The organism is Streptomyces sp. NPDC048442 (genome assembly GCF_040651475.1).
Classification (GTDB): domain Bacteria; phylum Actinomycetota; class Actinomycetes; order Streptomycetales; family Streptomycetaceae; genus Streptomyces.
The window spans coordinates 23,894-45,132 of sequence record NZ_JBEZKB010000045.1; the positions used below are offsets into that span (position 1 = coordinate 23,894).

The following is a 21,239-nucleotide window of genomic DNA, read 5'->3' on the forward strand; positions in this document are numbered from 1 at the left end:
CTCGGTGTCCGACGCCCAGGAGATCTCCGTCCATCCCCCACAGCAGGTCCGGGCCCCATGGTCACGCGTACCTTCAGAACTGCGGCTGCCGCTGGCCGTCTTCCTCTCGTGCCAGGCCTGCTACCTGCTGTGGTGGGCGGCCTTCTACCCGGGCCTGATGACCATCGACTCGGTGGTCTACACCTGGCAGGTCACCACCGACCACTGGCGCTCCGACCACTCGGTGCTCTACAGCTCGCTGGTCTGGCTCTCCCTCACCGTCACAGGGGACTTCGCGGCGCTGACGCTGCTGCAGACGATCGCGATGTCGGCGGTGCTCGGCTTTACGTGCGCGAGCCTGCGGACTCTGGGTGTGCGGGGGCGGTGGAGCGCGCCGGCCGCGGTGGCCTGCGCGGTGGCTCCGCCGCTCGGGTCGTTCACCGTCTTCGTGTGGAAGGACGTGCCGTTCACGGTCTGCGCGGTGCTGGCATTCGCCGTGACGGTACGACTGGTGGGCAGGCGGCTGCAGGGGAACTGGAACGGCCGGCTGCGACGCTCCGAACTCCTGCTGCTGTGCCTCGCGTTCCTCGGAATCGGCCTCTTCCGCAACAACGGCTTCCCCGTTGCCGTCATCGCAGCACTGGCCCTGCTACTGGCGCTGCCCGGGGCCCGGATCAGGATCGCCGCACTGGTCACCGCCTCCACGGCCCTGACGCTGCTGCTCATGCTCGTGGTCTATCCGGCGGCCGGCATCGAGCGGCCGGGCAAGGCGCTTGTCCACAACCTGCACTACGCCGACCTGGCGGTGGCCTACGTGCGGGCACCCGACCTGTTCACCCCGGTCGACCTGCGGCTGATGGCCCAGGTCGCGCCGGTCTCGACCTGGCACGCTGCCGGCACCAACTGCTACACGTCCGACGTGCTCTACTACGACGCCTCGATGAACCGGACCGCGGCCGGCCGGCTCAACGCACCGCTGATGCAGTTGTGGTGGCGCGTCCTGCGCACGTCCCCCCAGCAGATCTTCGGCGCGCGGCTGTGCCGAGCACACATTGCCTGGGCCGTCTTCCCCGGACCGCCGGACAAGAGCGCCAGGACATGGACGTACGGAACCTCGATCCCCGCCGACCTGTGGGGTTTCCGCCGGGCCTGGCTCCAGGACAGCCCGTACCGGCCGGTGCTCAAGGCCCGGCCGCTGTCCCAGACCCTGAACCACGCCGCCGCCTTCGGCCGCTCCGCCTTCGGCGTCCCCCAGCTCGAGTGGCTCTTCTGGCGCGGCGCCACCTGGTGCTACGCCACCTACGCGCTCGTCGCCCTGCTCGCCCGGGCCCGCCGCTGCCGTCCGCTGCTCGCCCTGGCGGGCGTCACCCTCGGCGTGCAGCTCACCGTGCTCGCAGCCAATCCCGCGCCGTGCTTCCGCTACATGGTGGCGCCCCTGTTCATCGGCGTGCTCTGCCTGTCGCTGATCCCCGCCCTTGCAGGCCACCGTGGGCGGTCTGTGTCAGTCGGATGAACCTCGACCCGAATCGATCGTGTCGATTCTTGCGCGTGGACAAGTAACGCACAATTGCGCCCACGGCGATTTACCTGAAAGGGCGTCAAGGAATATGGCCTACGACCCTCAACAACGGTTCTTGAGCTTGGTGCCCGGCGGCAACGGAATTATGTACGCGATTCAGGCCGACGGAAATCTGTATTGGTATCGGCATATCAACTGGACGACGGGTACCCCAGCCACCTGGGCAAACTCTGGCACTCCTCGGCTCATCGGCACCGGGTGGCAGAAATTCCGTTTCGTCCTGGCCGCCGCCGACGGACAGATGTTCGCGTTCCTGCCGAACGGGGACCTTCTTTGGTACCGATACATCCTGTCGGACCTCAACACCGGCGCCGGGAGCTGGCACTCGGCGAGCGGCAGTCGCATCGGTACCCAGTGGAACTTCCCGCGTGTCATCGGCGGGTGGAACAACGTCCTCTACGCGCAGGACGGCAACGGGGACCTGCGCTGGTACAAATACACCGGCACCAACGGCTCCTTCAGTTGGGCGGCGAATTCGGGTGCCAAGATCGGCTCGCAATGGCAGGCCTACACCCAGCTGTTCGCCGACCCGAACGGGGTTATTTTTGGCACACGGCACGGCCGCGCGCTCAGCTGGTTCCGCTATCTCAGCTCCACTGGATCTTTCAACTGGGCAAATGGTGGCGCGCCTGTTGACACCACCATTCTGGGGCCGTTCGAGAAGGGGCTCTTCTCCAACGGTTCTGGTGCCGTGTACAAGATCAGGACGAGTACCACCAGCCCGCCGGGCGCCGACCACCAACTCCAGTGGCATCGCCTCCTCAACTCCGAGACCGTCCATACCAGCGGCGTTCAGTGGGCCGGCGGGTCCGGCGCCGTGGTCGGCTCGGGTTTCACCCGCGAGAATTCGGCGGCGTTGCAGGGCTACCCGACGTCGGTCTCCACCCAGCAGGGCACGAGTCTCGGCATCCACGTGTCCACGACTTTCCCTTCGTACACGTCGTCCACCGTTCGCCTCGCTCCTGCCTCCGGTGCCCCCGTCACGGTCACCGCGCCCACCACTCGCACCGGGCAGTTCCAGCTGCTGAAGAGCGGGTATCACAGCGCTGGGTGCGGGTGGAACGCGTCCTTCTCGGTATCCGTCGGGACCGGGGCAGGCTGGCCTTCGGGCGTCTACGCATCACAATTGAAATCGCCTCAGGGCAAAGAACACCACGTGATGTTCGTCGTGCGGCCTTCGACACCGCAGCGCCAGCTCGCCGTCCTGGTGCCGACCAATACCTATAACGCCTATAATTTCTGGGGCGGGCACAACCAATATACGACCGGTCAATCCGATGCACAGCGGACCGTCACCCTACAGCGCCCCAATATGGGAACCTCATGGGACAACTCCTATGTGACAGCGCCCGGAATCATCGACCATATGCTCTACAGTGACCTGCTGCTGTTTCGATGGATGAGCTCGCAGAACATTCCGTACGACTGCTACGCGGACAACGACCTGCATACGACAGGTGCCTCCTGGCTGCGGACACCTGCACAGGGCGGGAATTACAAGGCGCTGGTACTGACCACCCATCCCGAGTATTTCACGCAGGCCGCGCGTGACAACATCGCGGAATTCCAGAACAACGGCGGCCGCATCATCTACCTGGGCGGCAACGGCATTTACGAACGGGCCCAGTACACACCGGACGGTCACGCGGTCATTTTCCGGCGACCCGACGGATCACGAGATCTTTTCGCAGATTCCGGACAGTCCGAATCACAGATCCTGGGCGTATCACACTTCCCGCCGACGTATATGTCCTTCTCCCCGTACCAGGTGCGCGACACCGGTAACAATCCTTTTACGGCGGGAACCGGCCTGAGCGTGGGAGACACCTTCGGCAGCGTCTCCTACGACCTCGCTGCCAGCGGCTGGGAAGTCGACCGTCGACAGGCCGCCGTGCCCGGATCCGTGCTCGTCGCGGAAGGGCTCAATCCGTCGGGCGGGGCCGAAATGCTCTATGTCCCGCCCGCTTTCCCCAAGGGCTGGGTGTTCTCGGCCGGCTCGCTGTCCTTCACCGGCAGCATTCCGTTCGACACCGCGATCCAGAAGATCCTGTTGAACGTTTTCACGAGAGCGGTGGCCTAACGTCTTGCCACACAAGACGTCTTGGCGCACAAGATCAGGTACCGCCGAACGGAGAGAGGAGAGAGCATGAAGGAGATGTCGCGCCGTACCGCATTGGCCGGCGCCGTCGCTGCGGTGACTGCGCTGGCCCTTCCCGCCTCGAGTGCTGGTGCGGAGCCGGCCCGGGAGAAGACGCCGACCACCGTGAAAGAGAAGCGGTCGGCAACCAGCACCTGCGGAATGCTGGGCAGCACAGGGGTCTGCGTCACGGCACGGGAAGTCCAGGATGTCACCGGCCTTCAGTACGTCATCACCAATGGCGGTTCCCAGCCGATGACCTACACGCTGTGGTACGTGGATACGACCGGAGGGCCTGAATCAGGCAGGGTCACGGAAACGGTGCAGGCAGGGCAGACCGTTACCGGCTACTTCTATGGCGCTGTCCAGCACTGTTTCACTCTGTATGTGTGCGAAGAGGCGGGAGACGCATGCATCACTCTCGGACCCGTTTGCGGCGAAGGTCCCTCGGGCTGGGAGTAGAGACCGAACGGGCCAAGTCCCCGCACCCAGAGACCCATTGGGTCGTTCCACAGCACATGAAGCAGAACAGTGAAACGCCGCTCGCCCCGGTCCGGATCGCAGCCGGGGCCCAGGTCGACGAGTCGGCCGCGCTGGGCCCCGGCACCGCCGTGTGGGAGCTCGCCCAGATCCGTGAGCAGGCCGTGCTCGGCGACGACTGCGTGGTGGGGCGGGGCGCCTATGTCGGCCCCGGTGTCCGGATCGGCGACGGAGTCAAGATTCAGAACCACGCCCTGGTGTACGAGCCGGCGGAGCTCGACAACGGCGTCTTCGTCGGTCCCGCGGTCGTGCTGACCAACGACCACAACCCGCGCTCGGTCGATCCCGAAGGGCGGCCCAAGCGGGGTGGCGACTGGGAACCCGTGGGGGTCACGGTCGCCGAGGGCGCATCGCTCGGCGCTCGATCGGTCTGCGTCGCCCCGGTCCGCGTCGGCCGCTGGGCGATGGTCGCCGCCGGCGCCGTCGTCACCCGGGACGTGCCGGACTTCGCCCTGGTCGCCGGCGTCCCGGCCCGTCACATCGGCTGGGTGGGCCGTGCGGGCCGACGGCTCCGCGAAGTCCCCGGCTCGGCCGGGATGTGGGAATGCCCGGACACCAGCACCCTGCACACCGAGAAGGACGGCGTCCTCACGGAGGTCTGATACGAAAAGCCGTCACGGGCAGGACGCAACTGCGGCGGACTCATCCGGCGCTTGTGATCCCGACGGTGGCGGACTTATCCGGCGCCTGTGATCCCGACGGTGGCGGCCCGGCGGTCCGGGCTCTCCTGGATGTCGAGCATGAGGGCGCCGACGAGTAGGTGAATCCCGGTGAGGATCGGCATGGTCGCCAGCAGGACACTCCCCGCGCTGGCGCTCGCGGGCCCGAGCGTGTGGATCAATACCCAGGTGCTCACCGCGCCACCGAAGGCGATCAGGAAGAATCCCGCCAGGAGCAGGAGAGCGATCGGCGAGAAGGAGAAGACGACGTACTTCAGAAGGACGCGTCGCCCGGACCCGCGAGCCAGTTGGCCGATCAATGCCGGAATGACCTTGTGCATCCGCATGGTGGACACCTCAGTCCCGTAGACCGCGGGAATCGGGACGTCGCAGGCCGGGATCCGAAGGATATTCAGATTGATCAGAAGGTCGTTTTCGAACGAGTAGTCCTTGGCCACGCGGTCGAGGTCCAGCCGTTCCAGCGCTGCCCGGTGGATCGCGGTGTATCCGTTCTGAGGGTCGAACAGATGCCAATACCCGGATGCCAGCTTGGTCATGAAGGAGAGGATGACGTTGCCGAGAATCCGGTGTTTCGGCATGCCGCGGTAGGAGTCGCGCGAGTAGAAACGGTTCGCCTTCGCGAAGAGAGCGGTCCCGTCACAGATCGGCGCCAACAGGGCGGGAAGATGGGCCGGGTCCATTTGCCCGTCGCCCGCCATGACCACCGAGATGTCACACCCCAGCCGCAATGCCTCCTTGTGCCCGTCGCAGACCGCTCCGCCGACTCCGGTGTTCTTCTCGTGCCGGATGAGCACCACCCGCGGGTCGCCGGCGTCGATCGCCTCGACGGCCGTCGAGTCACTGCTGGCGTCGTCGATCACCACGATGTGGTCGACGAAATCGGGCGTGGTGTTGATCGTCCGGGCGATCAGCTTTTCCTCGTTGTACGCCGGCACCACAACCGCGACCTTCATATTCTGATACACGGAGAAAAGACCTCTCACGTTTCTCTAACTGGAACCCGTCTGCAACGATGGGCCGGAGCAAAGAGGAAGGTATCAGAAATCATCCGTAAATTATGGAACATCCTTTGTCGCTTTTCCTCGTCTCATACGACAAGGTTCCTTCTGGTGGGGGGGCTGTCCTACACGATCGATGTCGGGACGCTGGTCCTGTTGCACGGCGGACTTCGTATGCCGTTGGCCGCAGCCACCTCACTGGCGTTCGTGACCGTACTGGCGGTCAACTTCGGCCTCAACAGAGCCTTTGTGTTTCGCAGCGACGCACTGGCCGGACCGGCCTTTGCCAAATACCTCGTGCTCGTCGGGCTGAATTACTGCGCGACCGTGGCAACGGTCACCGGGCTGACAGCTCTGGGCATGGCGTACGTAGCGGCGAAGACGACGTCGACCCTCGTGAATGCGGTGGTGAATTACGCCGCATTCCGGTGGTGGGTCTTCAGGCCGCCCGGTGCGCGAAGCCCCCGCAGTACGGGCAGGCCCGCGCCGGACCGAGTGCCCTGACCGGCAACCGCGTTGCGAGGACCACGCCCCCGCGGCCCTGTGTGATCGTTCTGCGGGGAGAACAGAAACGATCACACAGGGCCGCGGGCACCTCACGACCGCGGGGCGACCGCCGCCGGATTCCGGGGGTGCGGGCTCTGCAGCGGCAGGTACGCCTTCCGCCGTGCCGAGTCGAGGACCGCCTCGGCGACCTCCACCGTCCTCAGCCCCTGTTCGAGGGTGACGATGTCCGTGCCCCTGCCCTCCACGGCGTCGCGGAAGTGCTCGTGCTCGACGAGCAGCGGCTCGCGCTTGGGGATGGCGAACCGGACCATGTCGCCCTCGGCGGCTCCGCGGAAGGTGCTCAGCGCTTCCCACTCCGTGGCGACGGCGCCGTTGGCATGGAAGGTGAGGTCCGCGGTGAGGGTGTCCGCGATGAAGCAGCCGCGCTCGCCGGTCACCGCCGTGAAGCGCTCCTTGAGCGGGCTGAGCCAGTTCACGAGATGGCTGACCATGGTGCCGTTGGTGAGCTCACCGACGACCGCGACCATGTCCTCGTGCGGGCGGCCGCTCTTGGAGAGGGTGCGGGCCGCCACGGAAGCGTATGCGCAGCCCGTCACCCAGCTGGTGAGATCGATGTCGTGGGTCGCCAGGTCCTTGACGACGCCCACGTCCGCGATGCGTTGCGGGAAGGGCCCCTGCCGCCGCGTGACCACCTGGAACATCTCACCCAGCTCGCCCGCCTCCAGGCGCGAACGCAGGCTCTGCAACGCCGGGTTGAAGCGCTCGATGTGCCCGACCCCGGCGATCAGACCGGCCCTGTCGAAAGCGTCGACCAGTCGTCGGGCCGCAGCCGCGGAGTGGGCGAGCGGCTTCTCGATCAGCGCGCACACGCCGTCCGCGGCCAGGGCGAGGCCGGTCTCCTCGTGCAGCGCCGTGGGGCAGGCGACCACGGCGTAATCGAGGCCGAGCGCGAGCAGTTCGGGCAGGGTGGCGACGACCGGGGCTCCACGGGCGGCGCCCGTGGAGTCTCCCGCCGGGTCCATGACGCCGACGAGTTCGACGCCGTCGAGCGACGAGAGCACCCGGGCGTGGTTGCGTCCCATCGCGCCCAGACCGACGAGTCCCGCACGCAGGTTCCGCTTGCTCACCGGGCACCTCCGGCGATGCTCACGGCGCGGGCGATGCGCTCCAGTTCGCCCTGCCCGAGGGTGGGGTGGACCGGCAGCGAGAGCACCGAGGCCGCAGCGCGGTCGGTCTCCGGCAGGGGAGGTCCTGCCGGGTGGCGGTACGGCTTCAGACGGTGGATCGGCGTCGGGTAGTACACCGCGCTGCCGATGCCCTGCCGCGCCAGTTCCTGCTGTACGGCGTCCCTGCGGCCGTCGGGGACGGCGACGGTGTACTGGTGGTAGACGTGCCGGGCGCCGTCGGCCACGTACGGCACGGGCAGTCCTTCGATACGGGAGTCGAGCACCTTGGCGTTGGCCCGCCGCTGCTCGGTCCACGCCGGCAGCTGCTTCAGCTGCACCCGGCCGACGGCCGCCGCGACGTCGGTCATCCGCATGTTGGCGCCGACGATCTCGTTCTCGTACCGCTGCTCCATGCCCTGGTTCCTGAGCAGCCTGAGGGTGCGGGCCAGCTGGGGATCGGCGGTGCTGATCATGCCGCCTTCGAGCGCGTGCATGTTCTTCGTCGGGTAGAAGCTGAAGCATCCGGCCTGCCCGAACGTTCCGACGGGCTGTCCGTGCAGCGCGGCGCCGTGTGCCTGGCAGGCGTCCTCGACGACGGCGAGGCCGTGGCGTGCGGCGAGCGGCATCAGGCGGTCCATGGGAGCGGGGTGCCCGTACAGGTGCACCGGCATCAGCGCCGCGGTACGCGGACCGATCGCCGCCGCCACGGCCTCCGGATCGAGACAGTAGGTGCCGGGAGTGATGTCGGCGAAGACCGGTTCGGCGCCCACCAGGCGCACCGCGTTGGCGGTGGCGGCGAACGAGAAGGAGGGCACCACCACCTCGTCGCCCGCCCCGATGCCGAGCGCCATGAGGCTCAGCTGCAGCGCAGAGGTGCCGGAGTTGACGGCTACACAGGTACGTTCGGCGACCAGGTCCGAGAACTCCTCCTCGAAGGCGGCCACTTCGGGCCCCTGGATGACATGGCCGCTGCGCAGGACGCGTACGGCGGCTTCGATCTCGGCTTCGCCGATCACGGGCCGGGCGGCTGGGATGGACAGGCTGGACGCGCTCACGGGCAGCCTCCGTTCGAGAGCGAGGGAGTCGGCCTGCCTTTAACCGCGGTTGCGCATCAGGAGTTTCTGATGTCACTGCCTCTCCACCCGAAAGGCAGTATGCGTATGATGAGGCGATTTGTCCGTATAGGAGGGCTGACAGATGCCCTGCATGGAGAGCGCCCCTTCTGCACCCGCCTCGCTCCGGCGGACGACGAGCCGGAAAGTACCCTGGGTCGAGCAGCACCGGAGCTGACGAACGTCCTCGAAGGAGGTGCGCCATGACCGCGGAGAGGGTGGCGCCCTCGTGGATGCACACGCAGATCAGCGCGGAGCAGTACGACTCCTGGTCCGAGGAGCAGTGTGCCGGCATTGAGATCGTGGACGGGATGGTCGTCGCGAGTCCGAGTGCGTCCAAGCGGCACCACCGGCCGGCCCGGATTCTGGCCAACGCCCTGGACGCCGCCGCGGGCCCGGGCTGGAATGCCGGCACCGGCTTCGATGTCCGGCTGCAGGACGTACCCCTCACCAACCGGCGTCCGGACGTCATCGTGTACCGGGCGGACACCGTCGACTTCACGCCCACCCGTCCGGAGCACGTCCTTCTTGTGATCGAGGTCGTGTCGCAGGGTCTACCGGGACGGCGAGATGTTCACCGGGGTGGTGAAGGCCGTCGCTCCTTTCTCCGTCATGGTCGATCTGGGGACCGTGTGAGGTTCCTTGACCGGGCACGGCCGAGACCGCTGAGGGGAGCGAGAAGGCCGTGCGGCACGAACTGAATCTGTGGCGTCATGAGCTCGGCGAGGTGCCCGAGTCGGTGTGGCGGCGGACCGAGCTGCGCGTACTGATCCTGGCGGACAACGGCCTCACCGCCCTCCCCCCGGAGATCGGGCGGCTGCACCGGCTGACGACCCTGGACCTCGGCCACAACGCACTCACGTCGGTACCCGACGAACTGGGCGATCTGAGCGGGCTCGATGGCTGTCTCTACCTGCACGACAACCGGCTCTCCCAAGTCCCGGACACGCTGGGCGAGTTGACCCGGCTGCGCTACCTCAACATCGGCGAGAACCGCCTCGCTTCCCTCCCCGAGACCATCGGCGGGATGACCGGTCTCATCGAGTTGAGGGCACAGCACAACCGGCTCACCACACTGCCCGACTCCCTCGGCCGGCTCCGTAACCTGCGTGAGCTCTGGCTGCGCGGAAATACGCTCAAGGACTTGCCCCCGTCGACCGCCGAGCTGCACGAACTCCGTCACCTGGACCTGCGCGAGAACTCCTTCACCGAGCTGCCACCGTCACTCGCCCTCCTCCCCCGGCTCCGCCAGATCGACCTGCGGAGCAACCGCCTGGGGCGACTGCCGGACTGGCTCGGCCAGATGCCCGCGCTGGAAAAGCTGGACCTGCGATGGAACGCGATCGACCCGTCCCTCCCGCTCCTGGCCGGGCTGGAGGGACGGGGGTGTGTGGTTCTGACATGACCGAGGACACCGGCCGTGGACGGCGACCGTGGAAGCCGGCCGTGGAAGCCGGCCGTGGCTGTCAGTGCGCGATCAGCCATCCGATGCCCGCTACTGCCACCGCGCCGGTGACCGACAGGGCGACCGGACGGCGCCGGCGAAAGAGGAAACCGAGAATCCCGGCGGTGAGCAGCACAGCGAGCGTCCCCGTCAGCCCAGGCAACAGGCCATTGCTGTAACCGAGTTCGTTCATGTGCCGGATGAGCCAGGCGAACCAGACGATCCTCATGCGTTCCCTCCCCTTGGGCCCCTCATCGGGCCCGGGTCTCCCGGCCGTCCTCTCCGGACGACTCCCCCATGATCATCGTGCGGAGACTGGGAGGTGCGCCCGGCAGGGCCTGCGCCGCAGTCCGCTTACTCGCCCCGGGCGAAGAAGTCGATCAGGTCCTGGGGTGTGGGTGCGCCGTTGTTGGCGCCCTCCGCCTCGGCTGCTGCGGCTGCCGCTGCGGCGTTACGGGGGAACAGCGCGTGCTCGTACGCGGTCAGCGCGGTCTCGGTGTCGTCGGGGTGCGCGGCAATGGCCTTGCCCAGTTCGGCGCCGTCCAGCATCGCCAGGTTCGCGCCTTCGCCGCCCTGGACCGCCAGGTGGGCGGCGTCACCGAGCAGGGTCACCCCCGGCACCCGGGGCCAGCGGTGGTCGTCCGGCAGCTTGTGGTCGGGGCGCAGGACCGGCGCGGTGTCGCACTCGGTGATGAGGGCGGTGAGCTCGGGGGCCCAGCCGTCGAACTCCTTCGCGATCCGCGCCCTGGCCTCGGCGGCATCGGTGAAGTCGATGCCGGCGAACCAGTCCAGCGGCCTGGGCAGCATCACGTACGTGTGCAGGGTCTCGCCGCGCTCCCGGTGGGCGAAGATCCCCCTCTCCTCCGGGCCTGGCACGATCAGCGACCCGCCGCCGACCGCCTTCGCGGCAGCGGGGTGACGGGTCTCGCTGTCGAACAGGTACGTCTCGACGAACGAGCTGCCGGTGTACTCGGGTACGGCGTCGGACAGCAGCGGCCGGACCCGGGACCACGCCCCGTCCGCGCCGACCAGCAGGCTCGTGATGACGGTGCTGCCGTCCGCGAAGGTCACCTCGTGACGGCCCTCGCCGAGGGCGCGGGCGCTGCTTGCCTTGTGGCCCCACCGGACGGTGCCGGACGGGAGCGAGTCGAGCAGGATCTGCCGCAGCTCGCTGCGCTGCACCTCCGGACGCCCGCCCCTGCCGTCGTCGTCCTGCTCGAACAGGACGGTTCCGTCCGGGTCGAGGATCCGTATCGCCTGGCGGCCCTCCAGGATCGCGCCGCGGAACTCGTCCATCAAGTCGGCGTCCTGCAGGGCGAGTTGGCCGTTGTAGTCGTGGATGTCGAGCATCCCGCCCTGCGCACGCGCCGTCGGTGAGGCCTCCGCCTCGTAGACGGTGGCCTGTATGCCGTGGAGGTGCAGGACGCGGGCGAGCGTGAGGCCGCCGAGGCCGGCGCCGATGATCGTGACGTCAGTGGTCATGGTGGTGGTCATGGTGATTCCTTGACTGGTGGACGGCTGCCGGACGGGCACCCGGCAGGTTCTCCAGCAAGGTGCCAGCCCTCGCCGACAGGCAGCCGACAGTGGGCCGACAGTCCTCGACACATGACCGACACCCCGCAACGGCTCGCCCCGCCCGGCAGTGCAGCCGGGCGGGGCGAGAGCGTCAGGAGTCAGAGGTCAGGAGAACAGGACCGACCGCAGCTTCAGGCGCTCGCTCGCGCCGCCGGTGTGAGGGCGCAAGGTGAACGAGTCGCCGGAGCAGTCGGCGTTCGTAAAGACAATCGCGAAGGTGTCGGTGCGGTTCTTGGGCGAGTGGGCGGGCGGCTGGCTGTACTCCTGGGCCGCCTCGGGCAGGGTGATGCACTCCCCGCTCTCGGGGTCGTGGAGCGTGACCGTCTCTTCGTCGCCCGGAGCAGTGACGTACGTGTACTGGAAGTCGCCTTCGGCCGCGTACGCCGAGGTGGGCAGGGTGACGACCAGTGCCAGGGCACCTACGGCGGCGGCAACGGTGGTACGGAAGCGCATGTGCGCCGTCCTCTCAAGGGTGGTGGTGACAAACGAGTGGTCACTCCCCCTTTGATGTCGGCGTATGCCGGGAACCACCTGACTGGCGGGCGTACGGGCCCGGAAAGGGGCGGGTGCCGGGCGCCCCCGGCCCCGGGCGTGCGGACGGCCCGCCGGTCCAACCGGCGGGCCACCGCGGTCTGCACGGTCATGTGGAGCGAGCGGACGGCTCCCTGACTTCAGACGGTATGGAGGCTCCTTGTGTACGCAGGGGTGGGGGTGGGCGGGGGCGGGGGTGTGTGCTGCTGGATGTTGCGGTGGATTTCGAGTGCGGCGGTGGACCGGTTGAGGGTGATGTAGTGCAGTCCCGGCGCGCCCTCGTCGAGCAGCCGGCGGGCCATCCGGGTCCCGTGCTCCACCCCGATGCGGTGCCCCTCCTCGGGGTTGCCGCGGGCCGCTTCGAGGCGGTCCGCGAGGGCGGAGGGGAAGCGCGCGTCGGAGAGTTCGGCGAACCGGCGGATCTGCCGCGCGTCGGTGGCCGGCATGATCTCCGGGATGACCGGGGTGTCGCAGCCCGCTGCCGCGAGCCGGTCCCGCAGCCGCAGGTAGTCCTCCACGTCGAAGAACATCTGGGTGATGGCGTAGTCCGCGCCTGCCCGGCACTTCTCGACGAAGTACCGGATGTCGCTCTCCCAGTCCGGCGAGCGCGGGTGCCGCTCGGGGAAGGCGGCGACGCCGACACTGAAACCACCCAACTCCCTTATCAGAGTGACCAGTTCATGGGCATGGGTGAAGCCCTGCGGGTGCGGGGTCCAGGGCCCGTGCGGGTCGCCCGGCGGATCGCCGCGCAGGACGAGTACGTCGGTCACGCCCGCGTCCGCGTACCGGCCGACGATGTGCCGCAGTTCGGCCACCGAGTGTCCGACCGCGGTCAGGTGGGCGACCGGGCGCAGGGTCGTCTGGGTGGCGATGCGGGTGATGGTCTCGACGGTGCTGTCCCGGAAGGAACCGCCCGCGCCGTAGGTGACGGAGACGAAGGTCGGGGACATGGCCTCGACCCGGCGGATCGTCTGCCACAGGGCGCGGCTCCCGGCCTCGGTCTTCGGCGGGAAGAATTCGAAGGAGAAGGTGGGCGCGCCGGTGTCTGCCAGGGCGTCGCGCAGGGTGGTCATGGCGGGGGTCTCCTCGGCTCGTTGACGTACAGCTGACGTGGTGCACGACGAGCCGCGGACGAGAATCGCTGGAGGAATGCGATCCGCCGTTCGATCCGCCGTTCGACCGCGGCTGCTCGCACGGCCCCCGGTGCGGGCCCGCTGTGCGGGCCACCGGCGAACGGCACTGATTCCGCCCGGGAATGGGGCTGCCGCGCGCTCCAGGGGGGAGAGCACGCGGCAGCCGGCGCGGGGCCGGTCGTTGCGGGACCGGCGGTCACAGGACCCTGACGGCGCTCTCCGCGTGCTTCTTCGCGAGGGCGAGCGTGGCCGAGCTGTTGCGGCCGAGCGCCTCGCGCACGTACCGGCGGGCCTGTGCCACGCCGGCGTCCTCGCCGAGCACCTGCTTGATGTTCTCGTCTCGCAGCACGACGCTGTGCTGCGAGACGACGGTGACGCCCGTCTCGTCCGGTACGACGGACCACTCGCCGGTGTGCGCCGACATCAGCAGCGGGGTCGCCGTCTGCTTGTAGACGATGCGGCCGGCGTGCGGGAAGCAGATGCGGACGGACTCGGTGGTGTGCGAGGAGCCGTCGGGGGTGACGGTGTCCATCGCCATGACCTGCACGCCCGGCTCGTCCTCGGTGAGGTCGAGGCGGGAGACGTGCGGGAGGAGCTCGGGCCAGTCGCCGACCCGGTAGAGGAAGTCGTAGACCAGCTCGGCGGGGCCGTTGACCCGTACCGAGTCCTCGAAGGAGAGGACCAGGTCGTCCAGGTGCTGCCAGCGCTCGGCAAGCTGCTTGAGGTTGGCCAGTTCGGCGCGGCTGTTGGTGTCGGTGGCACGCTCCACCCAGGCGACGTCCTCGGGGTCGTCGTCGGCGACCGTGTAGTCGTGGTGCAGGGTCAGCCGGGAGTTCGCCGGGCCCCTGGACTCGACGATCCAGGTGCCGCCCATGTCCTGCACGGGTGCGGCGGACACCTCCTGCCGGAAGTCCACCCGGTGCCGTGCGACGTCCAGGGTGCGGCGCGAAGTCCAGGACTTCACCTGCCCGTTGGCGGTGACCCACATCCGCAGGCGCTCGGTGGACCCGTCGAACTCCAGCTGTTCGACGTGCACGTTCGGCGGGAAGAAGAGCGGCCATCGCACCGCGTCGCCGATCAGTCCGTAGACCACGCCCGCAGGCGCGGCGACGGTCACTTCATGCGTCGTACGGTGCACTCGATCGGCGGACATCGGGCGATCCTCTCTCGCGATCGGGACTGATCTCGATCGTGTCCTGAACCGCTCGACGCCCGGACGAGCCAGGCTGGAGGAGGGCTGGAGGACGGCTGGAGACTGCGGGAGGGATACGGGAGGACCGCTTGCGGGACGGACGGCGGGCGTGGTCACACGGGGCGGCGGCGTGCCACCCGGCAGGCGCGGCCGAGGAGTTCGGCTATCTCCCGGTCGCGTACGAAGAAGTGGTCGCCCGGCACGGTGCGGCGTACGCAGCGTTCGGTGGTCCAGTTCTGCCAGGCGTCCACCGCGGCGGCGGCGACCGCCGGATCGTGCTCGCCGTCGACGGCGAGCACGGGCACCGGCAGCGGACCACCGGTGGCGGGGTCTTTCGCGGCGGCGCGCAGGGCGTCGGCCAGGACGACGTCGTCGCGCAGTACGGGCAGGACGACGCGGTGCCAGACGCTGCCCTGCTCGGCGAGCAGACCCGTGGGCGCGGCGCCCATGTCCCCCACGAAGCTGAGGAGTTCGGCGTCGGAGAGGCTGCCGGTGTCCCGTAGCGGAGCGGTGTCGGGGGCGGGGCAGGCGCCGACGGCCAGGAACTCGGGAGCGGGCAGCCCGGCCTCCAGGAGGGCGCGGGCGAGGGTGTAGGCGACCAGCCCGCCGAGGCTGTGCCCGTACAGGGCGTACGGGCCGTCGGCGGCGGCCGCCGCGGCCAGCGGGCCGAAGAGGTCGCCGAGCAGCGCGTCGCGTCCGGTCGGTCGCGGTTCGCGCCGCCGGGCCTCCCGGCCGGGCAGCAGCACCGGCACGATGTCGGCCCCCTGGCCCGACCGCTCGTGCCAGCGGTCGAAGCTGGAGACCCCGGCACCGGCGTGCGCGAAGCAGTACAGCCTTACGTCCATGGGCCCGGAGCATCGTCGAGCCGGGTGGAGTACCGCTCGATGCGGCCGGTCCGGGCGCCGGACCTGCTGCCGGACCCGCTCCCGGTCCTGCTCCCCGCAGGCGGGCAACCGGCCGCGGCCGGGCGGCGGTTGCACGACCGCCCGTCGTCAGGCCGCGTACAGGCGCCCGTCGTCAGGCCGCGTACAGGTCGAAGGTGGAGCTGCGGCGCGGTCCTGAGACGACGTCCAGCTGGGGGTCGACGGCGAGCATCGCCTGGTGCAGCCGCTGGAGCTGCGGTGCGGGCTCCACTCCGAGTTCTTCGACGAGGCGGCGGCGCAGCCGGTGGTAGAGGTCCAGGGCGGTGGCCTGCCGGCCTGCCCGGTAGAGCGCCACCATGGCCTGCGAGTGCAGCCCCTCGTGCTGCGGGTGCCGGGCGATCAGGTCGACCAGTTCGGCGATGACCTCCACGTGCCGGCCGAGCCGCAGGTCCGCGTCGATGCGGCGTTCGCGGGTCGCCAGGCGGCTCTCCTCCAGCCGCATCACCTCGATCTCCAGGATCGGGCCGACCCGTACATCGACCAGCGCGGGCCCCTGCCACAGGTCCAAGGCCTTGCGGTAGGTGGCGGCCGCCCTCTCGTCCTCGTTCTCGTCGAAGGCCTGCTGTGCCTCGCCGACCAGGCGCTCGTACTCGTGTACGTCGACGGATTCGGCGGGCATCTGCAGCAGATAGCCGCCGTGGCGGGTGGCCAGCACGTCCTTGGCGGTGCCGGGGGCGCCGGGGCCCATGGCGGTGCCGAGCCTGCGGCGCAGCTGAAGGATGTACGTCTGGAGGGTGGTGAGGGCGCTCTGGGGCAGGTCGGTGCCCCAGATCTCCTCCATGAGCGTGGGCACGGGCATGACCCGGCCCGGGTAGAGCGCGAGCAGAGCAAGGATCTGCCGCGGCTTGCCCGCCGTCGGAACGATCGACATTCCGTTGATGTCGGCACTCAGTGGGCCCAGAACCTGAATTTTCATGGCTTCCTCCGTAACGGTCTCCGATGCGTGTCGAATGTGCTCCACCCAGGTGACCGCAGTCCTTTTTCAACAATCGACGGACGACTGGCAAGGTAACCGCCTTCAGTACATGGCCTCGTCAATCTCCAGTGGCTTTCAGGCGTTTCTCTACGCTGCAAAGGGACTTGACTCCGCGCCCAGGGCTGCTCAAGTACCGCTTGCGGCAGGGCTGTTGGGGTGTCGGACCGTCTATGGTCCGAATTCCCGAGAAGGCGAGGGAGCGATGCAAGGGATGCAAGGGATGCAATTCCGCATTCTCGGTCCCGTGGAGATGCAGGACGAGCGCACCGGCCTGAGAATCCTTCCGACCGGCGCCAAGCAACGCGCCCTGCTGGGTGCCCTCGTGGTGAAGTCGGGGCAGGTCGTGTCCGCGCACCGTTTGATCGACGAGCTGTGGGGCGAGAGTCCCCCGGCCAACGCGACGAACGCACTGCAGGCCCATGTGGCCCGGCTGCGCCGGCTGCTGCCCGTGCCCGCCCCCGGGTCGGGCGAGCAGCACCACGAGTGGATCGCGACGTCCTCGCTCGGCTACGTACTGCGCCTCGGGCACGGCACCCGGGACGTGGACCGCTTCAACGAGCTTGCCGCGCAGGGCCGTTCGGCCGCCGAGACCGGGGACCCCGAGCATGCCAGGGGGCTGCTGCGCGGCGCGCTGGCCCTGTGGCGGGGGCCCGCGCTGGAGGACGCCGTGCGCGGGGAGATCTGCGCGGCCGAGGCGGCCCAGCTGGAGGAGAGCAGGCTCACCGCCCTGGAGACGCTGTACGACATGTGTCTGCGGGCGGCCCGGCACGGCGAGATCATCGGCGAGCTGGAGGAGCTGACGGCGGACCACCCGATGCGGGAACGGTTCTACGACTTGCTGATGGTGGCCCTGTACCGGTGCGAGCGCCAGGCGGAGGCCCTGAGCGTGTACGACAGGGCGCGCAGGCACCTGTCGTACGAACTGGGCGTGGAGCCGGGGCCCGCACTGCGCAGCCGCATGGCGGCGATCCTCAGGCACGACCCGGAACTCGCGGTGCCGGGCGCGGTACGGCGGAGGGCGGCGGTACGGATGGTGCCGGTGCAGGGGCCGCAGGGGCTGCCGGTGCAAGGGCTGCCGGTGCGGGAAGCGTCGGAGCACCGGGCGTCGGTGCACCGGATGCCGCCGCTGCCGTCCGGGGCGCAGGCCGCGCCGTCCACGCAGGCCGCGGTGCTCGGTCTCGGCAGGGAGATCGCCCGGCTGCAGCACCGTATCGAGCGGCTCTCGCTGGAGCAGGAGGAACTGGTGCGCCGGTTCGACCTGTTGGCCGCGCGTGCGGTGCCCGGGGACGGCGCCCGTGCGGTGTCCGGGGGCTGACCCGGGGCTGACCCGGGGCTGACCCGGCGGGGGCGCCTGTCCTTCACCGGGCCGCGGTCATACGTACTGCGGCGTACGGGCGGGCAGCGCGACCTCGCACGGCGAGGTGCGGCTCCAGGGGAAGCCGTCGTGGAGCAGGAGCCGCCGGGGCGCGGTGGACTCGGAGCGGTCCACGGCGAGGGACACCAGGACCTTGGGGCGCGGTCGCAGTTCGGCAAAGGTCCAGCGGTCCGCGGTGTCGTCGGCGGGCGGCCGGAAGCCCAGAACGCCCTGCTCGTCGTCGAGTTCGAAGGCGAACGAGTCGAAGGGCAGCCCCAGGCCGAGGCCGCGGGCCTTCGCGTACGCCTCCTTCAGCGTCCACAGCCGCAGGGTCGCGCGGTCCCGTTCGCCGCCCGCTTCGAGCGTGGCGAGGTACGCGCGCTCCTCGGGGGCGAAGGACTCGACGATCGGCCCGAAGCCGCGGGCGGCACTCCGGTCGAGGCACTCCACGTCGACACCGACCCGGCGGCCGCGCGCGGAGGCGACGACGTTGTAGCCGCGGGAGTGCGAGAGGTTGAAGTCCAGTCCTGGCACGTCGGCGGGGGAACCGGCGGGGAGGGGCCGGAGGAAAGGGCGGCCCCGCGAGGTGCGCCAGATCGTCGCCTCGGACTCGGGGGTGCCGGTCTCCAGGGCCAGCACGCGGCGGACGAGGCAGTGCGCGACGAGGTACTGACGCCGGTCGCGGGCGAAGAGGAACCGGCGGGCGGTCTCGTGCTCGTGCTCGTCCAGCCAGTGCCCCGCGAGAAGACTGCCGATCGCCTCGTCGAGCCCGTCGTTGGGGCAGAACCAGAGCTGTACCGTGTCGCGGCCCGGCCCGGCAGGAGTGAAGGTCCGGGTCATGGTGGTCCTGTTCTTCCTCAGGAGTGCTGGGGCAGCAGGGTCAGCGCCTGCTCCACGGTGACCCGGCCGTCGCGTACGGCACCGAGCAGGGCCTCCAGACCGGCGCTGCCGTCCGCTGCGCTGCTGTCCCCTGCCTCAGTGGGTGTGACAGGAGTGGGTTCGAGGGACAAGGGCGCTGCGGGCTCGGACACGGTCGCCGTACGGGTGCAGACGTACGCGGCGAGGGCGGTCAGGTTCGGACGGTCGTAGAGCACCTCGGCCTTCTCTTCCATGCCGTAGGCGTGGTTGAGGCACGCGACGAACTCGACGGCGAGGATCGAGTCGAGCCCGAGGCTGCTGAAGGGAGCGTCGGCGTCGATGTCCCAGGCGTCGCAGTACAGGATCTCGGCGAGCTGCTCGCGCAGGGTCTCCAGGACGCCGGCACCCGGATCTCCTGCTGCGGGGGCCGCGGAGGCCGCCTGCGGGAAGAGCGGAACACTCGGTTCCGCCATCGCTCCCCCGGTCACGGCTGCCACGTGGCGGGCGAAGGCGCTCGGTGTGGGGTGGTCGTACAGCTCGGTGGCCCTGAAGTCGGTGCCGAACCTGGCGTTCACCAGCGCCACGAACTCCACGCTGAGCATCGAGTCGACGCCGAGCAGCCGGAAGGTCTGCTCCGGGTCGAGACGGTCGGGCTCCGTACGAAGCACCCCGGCGAGCACTTCGCCGACCTGCTCGGCGACCTGGGCAGAGTCCTGGGCGGGGGCCTGGGCGGAGTCCTGCTCGGCGACCTGGGCGGGGGCGGGGGCCTCGCCCGGCGGCCGGAGGGCGATGTTGCGGTCACGGATCATGGCTGGCGTCTCCTGTGGCGGTGGTCTCCTGCGGGATGCTCCTGCGAGGGCTTCGCCCCTCCCCCGGCATCCTGGCCGGGGGCACTGACGCAGCGCTGATCGGCACCTGACACACACAGGGGATTGCGGGGATGCGCCGGGCTTCCCCCACCCCGCTCAGTGGGCGGCGGGCGGCGGCCCGTGACGGGGGGAAGCAGTGGCGGACTGTACGGCCGCCTCCTTCTCCGTCCCCTTCCCTGTTTCCGCCGACGCCTGCCCCGCCAGCCGCAGCAGCAGCCCGGCCAGCAGGCCGCCCACGAACACCGCTGCGGCACCGATCAACTGGCTGGCGCTCAGCGCGTTCCCGAAGGCCTGGTGGACCTCTCGCAGCCGCGCCGGGTCCGCGCCGGCTTGTGCGAGCGCCTCGGCCAGCGATCCCGGAGCGCCCGCTCCGGCCGGCAGCTGCGCCGCGAAACGCGAGCCCAGGACCGCGCCGAGGACCGCCACCCCCAGCCCGCCACCGAACTCCGTCAGCGTTCCCTGCACACCGGCACCCACCCCGGCCTTTGCAGTCGGGATCGACGACATGATGGCGACGGTCATCGCAGGAAGCGCCAACGAGATGCCGGAACCCATGATCACGAGCCCCACGAGGATGCCCCCGTAACCAGCGCCAGGACCGGACCCGAGCACGGCCACCACGACGAGACCGGCCGACAGCATGGTCATCCCGAGCGCGATCGCATACGACTCCCCCAGCTTGGCCAGCAGCTTTGCGCCCGCACCCAGGAAGTTGAGGCAGACGATCGTCAGAGCCAGCGGAGCTGTACGCAGACCGGCCTGCAAAGCGTCGTAGCCCAGCACCAGTTGGAGGTGCTGGGTCAGCAGGAACATCGATCCGGCCATGCCGAGCGCCACCAACATTGCACCCGCAACCGCCCCGTTGAAACGGCGGTTGCGGAAGAAGCCCATGTCCAGCATCGGGTCACCGACATGCAGTTCCCAGCGCGCGAAGATGCTCAGGGCCAGCACGCCGACCACGGCCGACAGCAGCACCTGCGCGGACAGCCACCCGTGCTCGGGGCCGGAGATGATCGCGTACACCACTCCCACCATGCCGATCATGGAAAGTACCGCACCGAGGTAGTCGGGCCGTTTGCCCTGCGGGGACTTGGTCTCCGGCACGAGCCGGAAGACGGCCACCAGCCCCAGCAGCGCGACGGGGACGTTGATCAGGAAGATCGCTCCCCACCAGTAGTTGTCAAGGATCACTCCGCCGATCAGCGGACCGGCCGCGATGCCCAGCGAACTGACCGCACCCCACACGCCGATGGCCTTCGGCCGCTCCTCGTCGTCGAAGATCTGCATGATCACGGCGAGGGTGGTGGTCGCGAGCAGCGCTCCCCCGACGCCCATCCCCGCACGGGCCGCGACGAGCTGGCCGGAGCTCTGCGCGAAGGCGGCCGCCGCCGAGCCGAGCCCGAACAGGGACAGCCCGGTCAGGAGCAGCAGCTTGCGCCCGTAGCGGTCGGCGAGGCTGCCCGCGGTGAGCAGCAGCCCGGACTGCACCAGGGCATAGGCGTTGACCATCCACTGGATGTCCGCGGTGGACGCGCCCAGGTCTGCGGTGAGTACGGGGATCGCCACGTTGAGGACGGTGTTGTCGAGCAGGACAACGAGCTGGGCCAGGCAGATCACCGCCAGGATCGCCCAGCGCCTGGGATCGCGCTCCACCGAGGTCGTCGGCTGTGTGAACAAGGAATTCCT

At 69.3% G+C, this 21,239-nt stretch carries 20 protein-coding genes and 1 pseudogene; 8 read left to right on the forward strand and 13 right to left on the reverse strand.

Annotation, left to right across the window (positions count from 1 at the left end; all coding sequences use genetic code 11):
• Positions 1 to 4 precede the first annotated feature (4 nt).
• The 4 genes from AB0D18_RS38905 (at position 5) to AB0D18_RS38920 (ending at position 4,837) form a co-directional block, all read left to right on the forward strand.
• The gene (locus AB0D18_RS38905) at positions 5 to 1,492 is read left to right on the forward strand and encodes a hypothetical protein (RefSeq protein WP_362430187.1); all 1,488 of its coding nucleotides are present in this window, start codon (positions 5 to 7) and stop codon (positions 1,490 to 1,492) included.
• A 94-nt stretch (positions 1,493 to 1,586) separates the two neighbouring features.
• Positions 1,587 to 3,638 carry a N,N-dimethylformamidase beta subunit family domain-containing protein gene (locus AB0D18_RS38910; protein ID WP_362430190.1) on the forward strand — a complete coding sequence of 684 codons (2,052 nt, stop codon included), beginning with the start codon at positions 1,587 to 1,589 and terminating at the stop codon, positions 3,636 to 3,638.
• A 66-nt stretch (positions 3,639 to 3,704) separates the two neighbouring features.
• A complete protein-coding gene (locus AB0D18_RS38915) occupies positions 3,705 to 4,157 on the forward strand; it encodes a hypothetical protein (RefSeq protein ID WP_362430193.1) in 453 nt (150 codons plus the stop codon).
• Between the two features lie 56 nt (positions 4,158 to 4,213).
• A complete protein-coding gene (locus AB0D18_RS38920; protein WP_362430196.1) occupies positions 4,214 to 4,837 on the forward strand; it encodes an acyltransferase in 624 nt (207 codons plus the stop codon).
• Between the two features lie 74 nt (positions 4,838 to 4,911).
• On the opposite strand, the gene AB0D18_RS38925 is transcribed toward AB0D18_RS38920, so the two are convergent.
• Positions 4,912 to 5,898, reverse strand: a complete 987-nt coding sequence (locus tag AB0D18_RS38925) for a glycosyltransferase family 2 protein (protein ID WP_362430198.1) — start codon at positions 5,896 to 5,898, stop codon at positions 4,912 to 4,914.
• A gap of 126 nt (positions 5,899 to 6,024) precedes the next feature.
• Between AB0D18_RS38925 and AB0D18_RS38930 the strand changes: the two genes are divergently transcribed.
• Positions 6,025 to 6,417, forward strand: coding sequence for a GtrA family protein (locus AB0D18_RS38930; RefSeq protein ID WP_362430201.1), 393 nt, complete (start codon positions 6,025 to 6,027; stop codon positions 6,415 to 6,417).
• 92 nt (positions 6,418 to 6,509) lie between these two features.
• On the opposite strand, the gene AB0D18_RS38935 is transcribed toward AB0D18_RS38930, so the two are convergent.
• The gene (locus AB0D18_RS38935) at positions 6,510 to 7,502 is read right to left on the reverse strand and encodes a Gfo/Idh/MocA family oxidoreductase (protein ID WP_362430251.1); all 993 of its coding nucleotides are present in this window, start codon (positions 7,500 to 7,502) and stop codon (positions 6,510 to 6,512) included.
• A 41-nt stretch (positions 7,503 to 7,543) separates the two neighbouring features.
• Complete coding sequence (locus tag AB0D18_RS38940; protein ID WP_362430254.1) at positions 7,544 to 8,647, reverse strand: DegT/DnrJ/EryC1/StrS family aminotransferase; 1,104 nt, start codon at positions 8,645 to 8,647, stop codon at positions 7,544 to 7,546.
• A gap of 254 nt (positions 8,648 to 8,901) precedes the next feature.
• Between AB0D18_RS38940 and AB0D18_RS38945 the strand changes: the two are divergent.
• Positions 8,902 to 9,334: pseudogene (locus AB0D18_RS38945) on the forward strand (Uma2 family endonuclease).
• A gap of 49 nt (positions 9,335 to 9,383) precedes the next feature.
• Complete coding sequence (locus AB0D18_RS38950) at positions 9,384 to 10,103, forward strand: leucine-rich repeat domain-containing protein (RefSeq protein WP_362430204.1); 720 nt, start codon at positions 9,384 to 9,386, stop codon at positions 10,101 to 10,103.
• 61 nt (positions 10,104 to 10,164) lie between these two features.
• On the opposite strand, the gene AB0D18_RS38955 is transcribed toward AB0D18_RS38950, so the two are convergent.
• From AB0D18_RS38955 to AB0D18_RS38985, 7 genes are all read right to left on the reverse strand, one after another.
• Positions 10,165 to 10,371, reverse strand: a complete 207-nt coding sequence (locus AB0D18_RS38955; protein ID WP_362430207.1) for a hypothetical protein — start codon at positions 10,369 to 10,371, stop codon at positions 10,165 to 10,167.
• Positions 10,372 to 10,496: 125 nt separating this feature from the next.
• On the reverse strand, positions 10,497 to 11,624 hold the full coding sequence (locus tag AB0D18_RS38960) for an NAD(P)/FAD-dependent oxidoreductase (protein ID WP_362430256.1): 1,128 nt from the start codon (positions 11,622 to 11,624) through the stop codon (positions 10,497 to 10,499).
• A 198-nt stretch (positions 11,625 to 11,822) separates the two neighbouring features.
• A complete protein-coding gene (locus AB0D18_RS38965) occupies positions 11,823 to 12,170 on the reverse strand; it encodes a hypothetical protein (RefSeq protein WP_362430209.1) in 348 nt (115 codons plus the stop codon).
• Between the two features lie 218 nt (positions 12,171 to 12,388).
• Positions 12,389 to 13,321 (reverse strand): methylenetetrahydrofolate reductase [NAD(P)H], encoded by a 933-nt coding sequence (metF, locus tag AB0D18_RS38970; protein ID WP_362430212.1) that lies wholly within the window; start codon positions 13,319 to 13,321, stop codon positions 12,389 to 12,391.
• A 256-nt stretch (positions 13,322 to 13,577) separates the two neighbouring features.
• The gene (locus AB0D18_RS38975; protein WP_362430215.1) at positions 13,578 to 14,534 is read right to left on the reverse strand and encodes an aromatase/cyclase; all 957 of its coding nucleotides are present in this window, start codon (positions 14,532 to 14,534) and stop codon (positions 13,578 to 13,580) included.
• 152 nt (positions 14,535 to 14,686) lie between these two features.
• Positions 14,687 to 15,418: an alpha/beta fold hydrolase gene (locus AB0D18_RS38980; protein WP_362430218.1), complete on the reverse strand. Its 732-nt coding sequence runs from the start codon at positions 15,416 to 15,418 to the stop codon at positions 14,687 to 14,689.
• 172 nt (positions 15,419 to 15,590) lie between these two features.
• A complete protein-coding gene (locus AB0D18_RS38985; protein WP_362430221.1) occupies positions 15,591 to 16,412 on the reverse strand; it encodes an AfsR/SARP family transcriptional regulator in 822 nt (273 codons plus the stop codon).
• A gap of 280 nt (positions 16,413 to 16,692) precedes the next feature.
• Here AB0D18_RS38985 and AB0D18_RS38990 point away from each other — a divergent pair, with 280 nt between their 5' ends.
• Positions 16,693 to 17,787, forward strand: a complete 1,095-nt coding sequence (locus AB0D18_RS38990; protein WP_362430224.1) for an AfsR/SARP family transcriptional regulator — start codon at positions 16,693 to 16,695, stop codon at positions 17,785 to 17,787.
• Positions 17,788 to 17,844: 57 nt separating this feature from the next.
• Here the strand turns inward: AB0D18_RS38990 and AB0D18_RS38995 are convergent, their stop codons facing one another.
• The 3 genes from AB0D18_RS38995 to AB0D18_RS39005 form a co-directional block, all read right to left on the reverse strand.
• Positions 17,845 to 18,666, reverse strand: a complete 822-nt coding sequence (locus AB0D18_RS38995) for a 4'-phosphopantetheinyl transferase superfamily protein (protein ID WP_362430227.1) — start codon at positions 18,664 to 18,666, stop codon at positions 17,845 to 17,847.
• Positions 18,667 to 18,683: 17 nt separating this feature from the next.
• On the reverse strand, positions 18,684 to 19,493 hold the full coding sequence (locus tag AB0D18_RS39000) for an acyl carrier protein (RefSeq protein WP_362430229.1): 810 nt from the start codon (positions 19,491 to 19,493) through the stop codon (positions 18,684 to 18,686).
• A gap of 156 nt (positions 19,494 to 19,649) precedes the next feature.
• The gene (locus AB0D18_RS39005) at positions 19,650 to 21,230 is read right to left on the reverse strand and encodes a DHA2 family efflux MFS transporter permease subunit (protein ID WP_362430232.1); all 1,581 of its coding nucleotides are present in this window, start codon (positions 21,228 to 21,230) and stop codon (positions 19,650 to 19,652) included.
• Positions 21,231 to 21,239 lie beyond the last annotated feature (9 nt).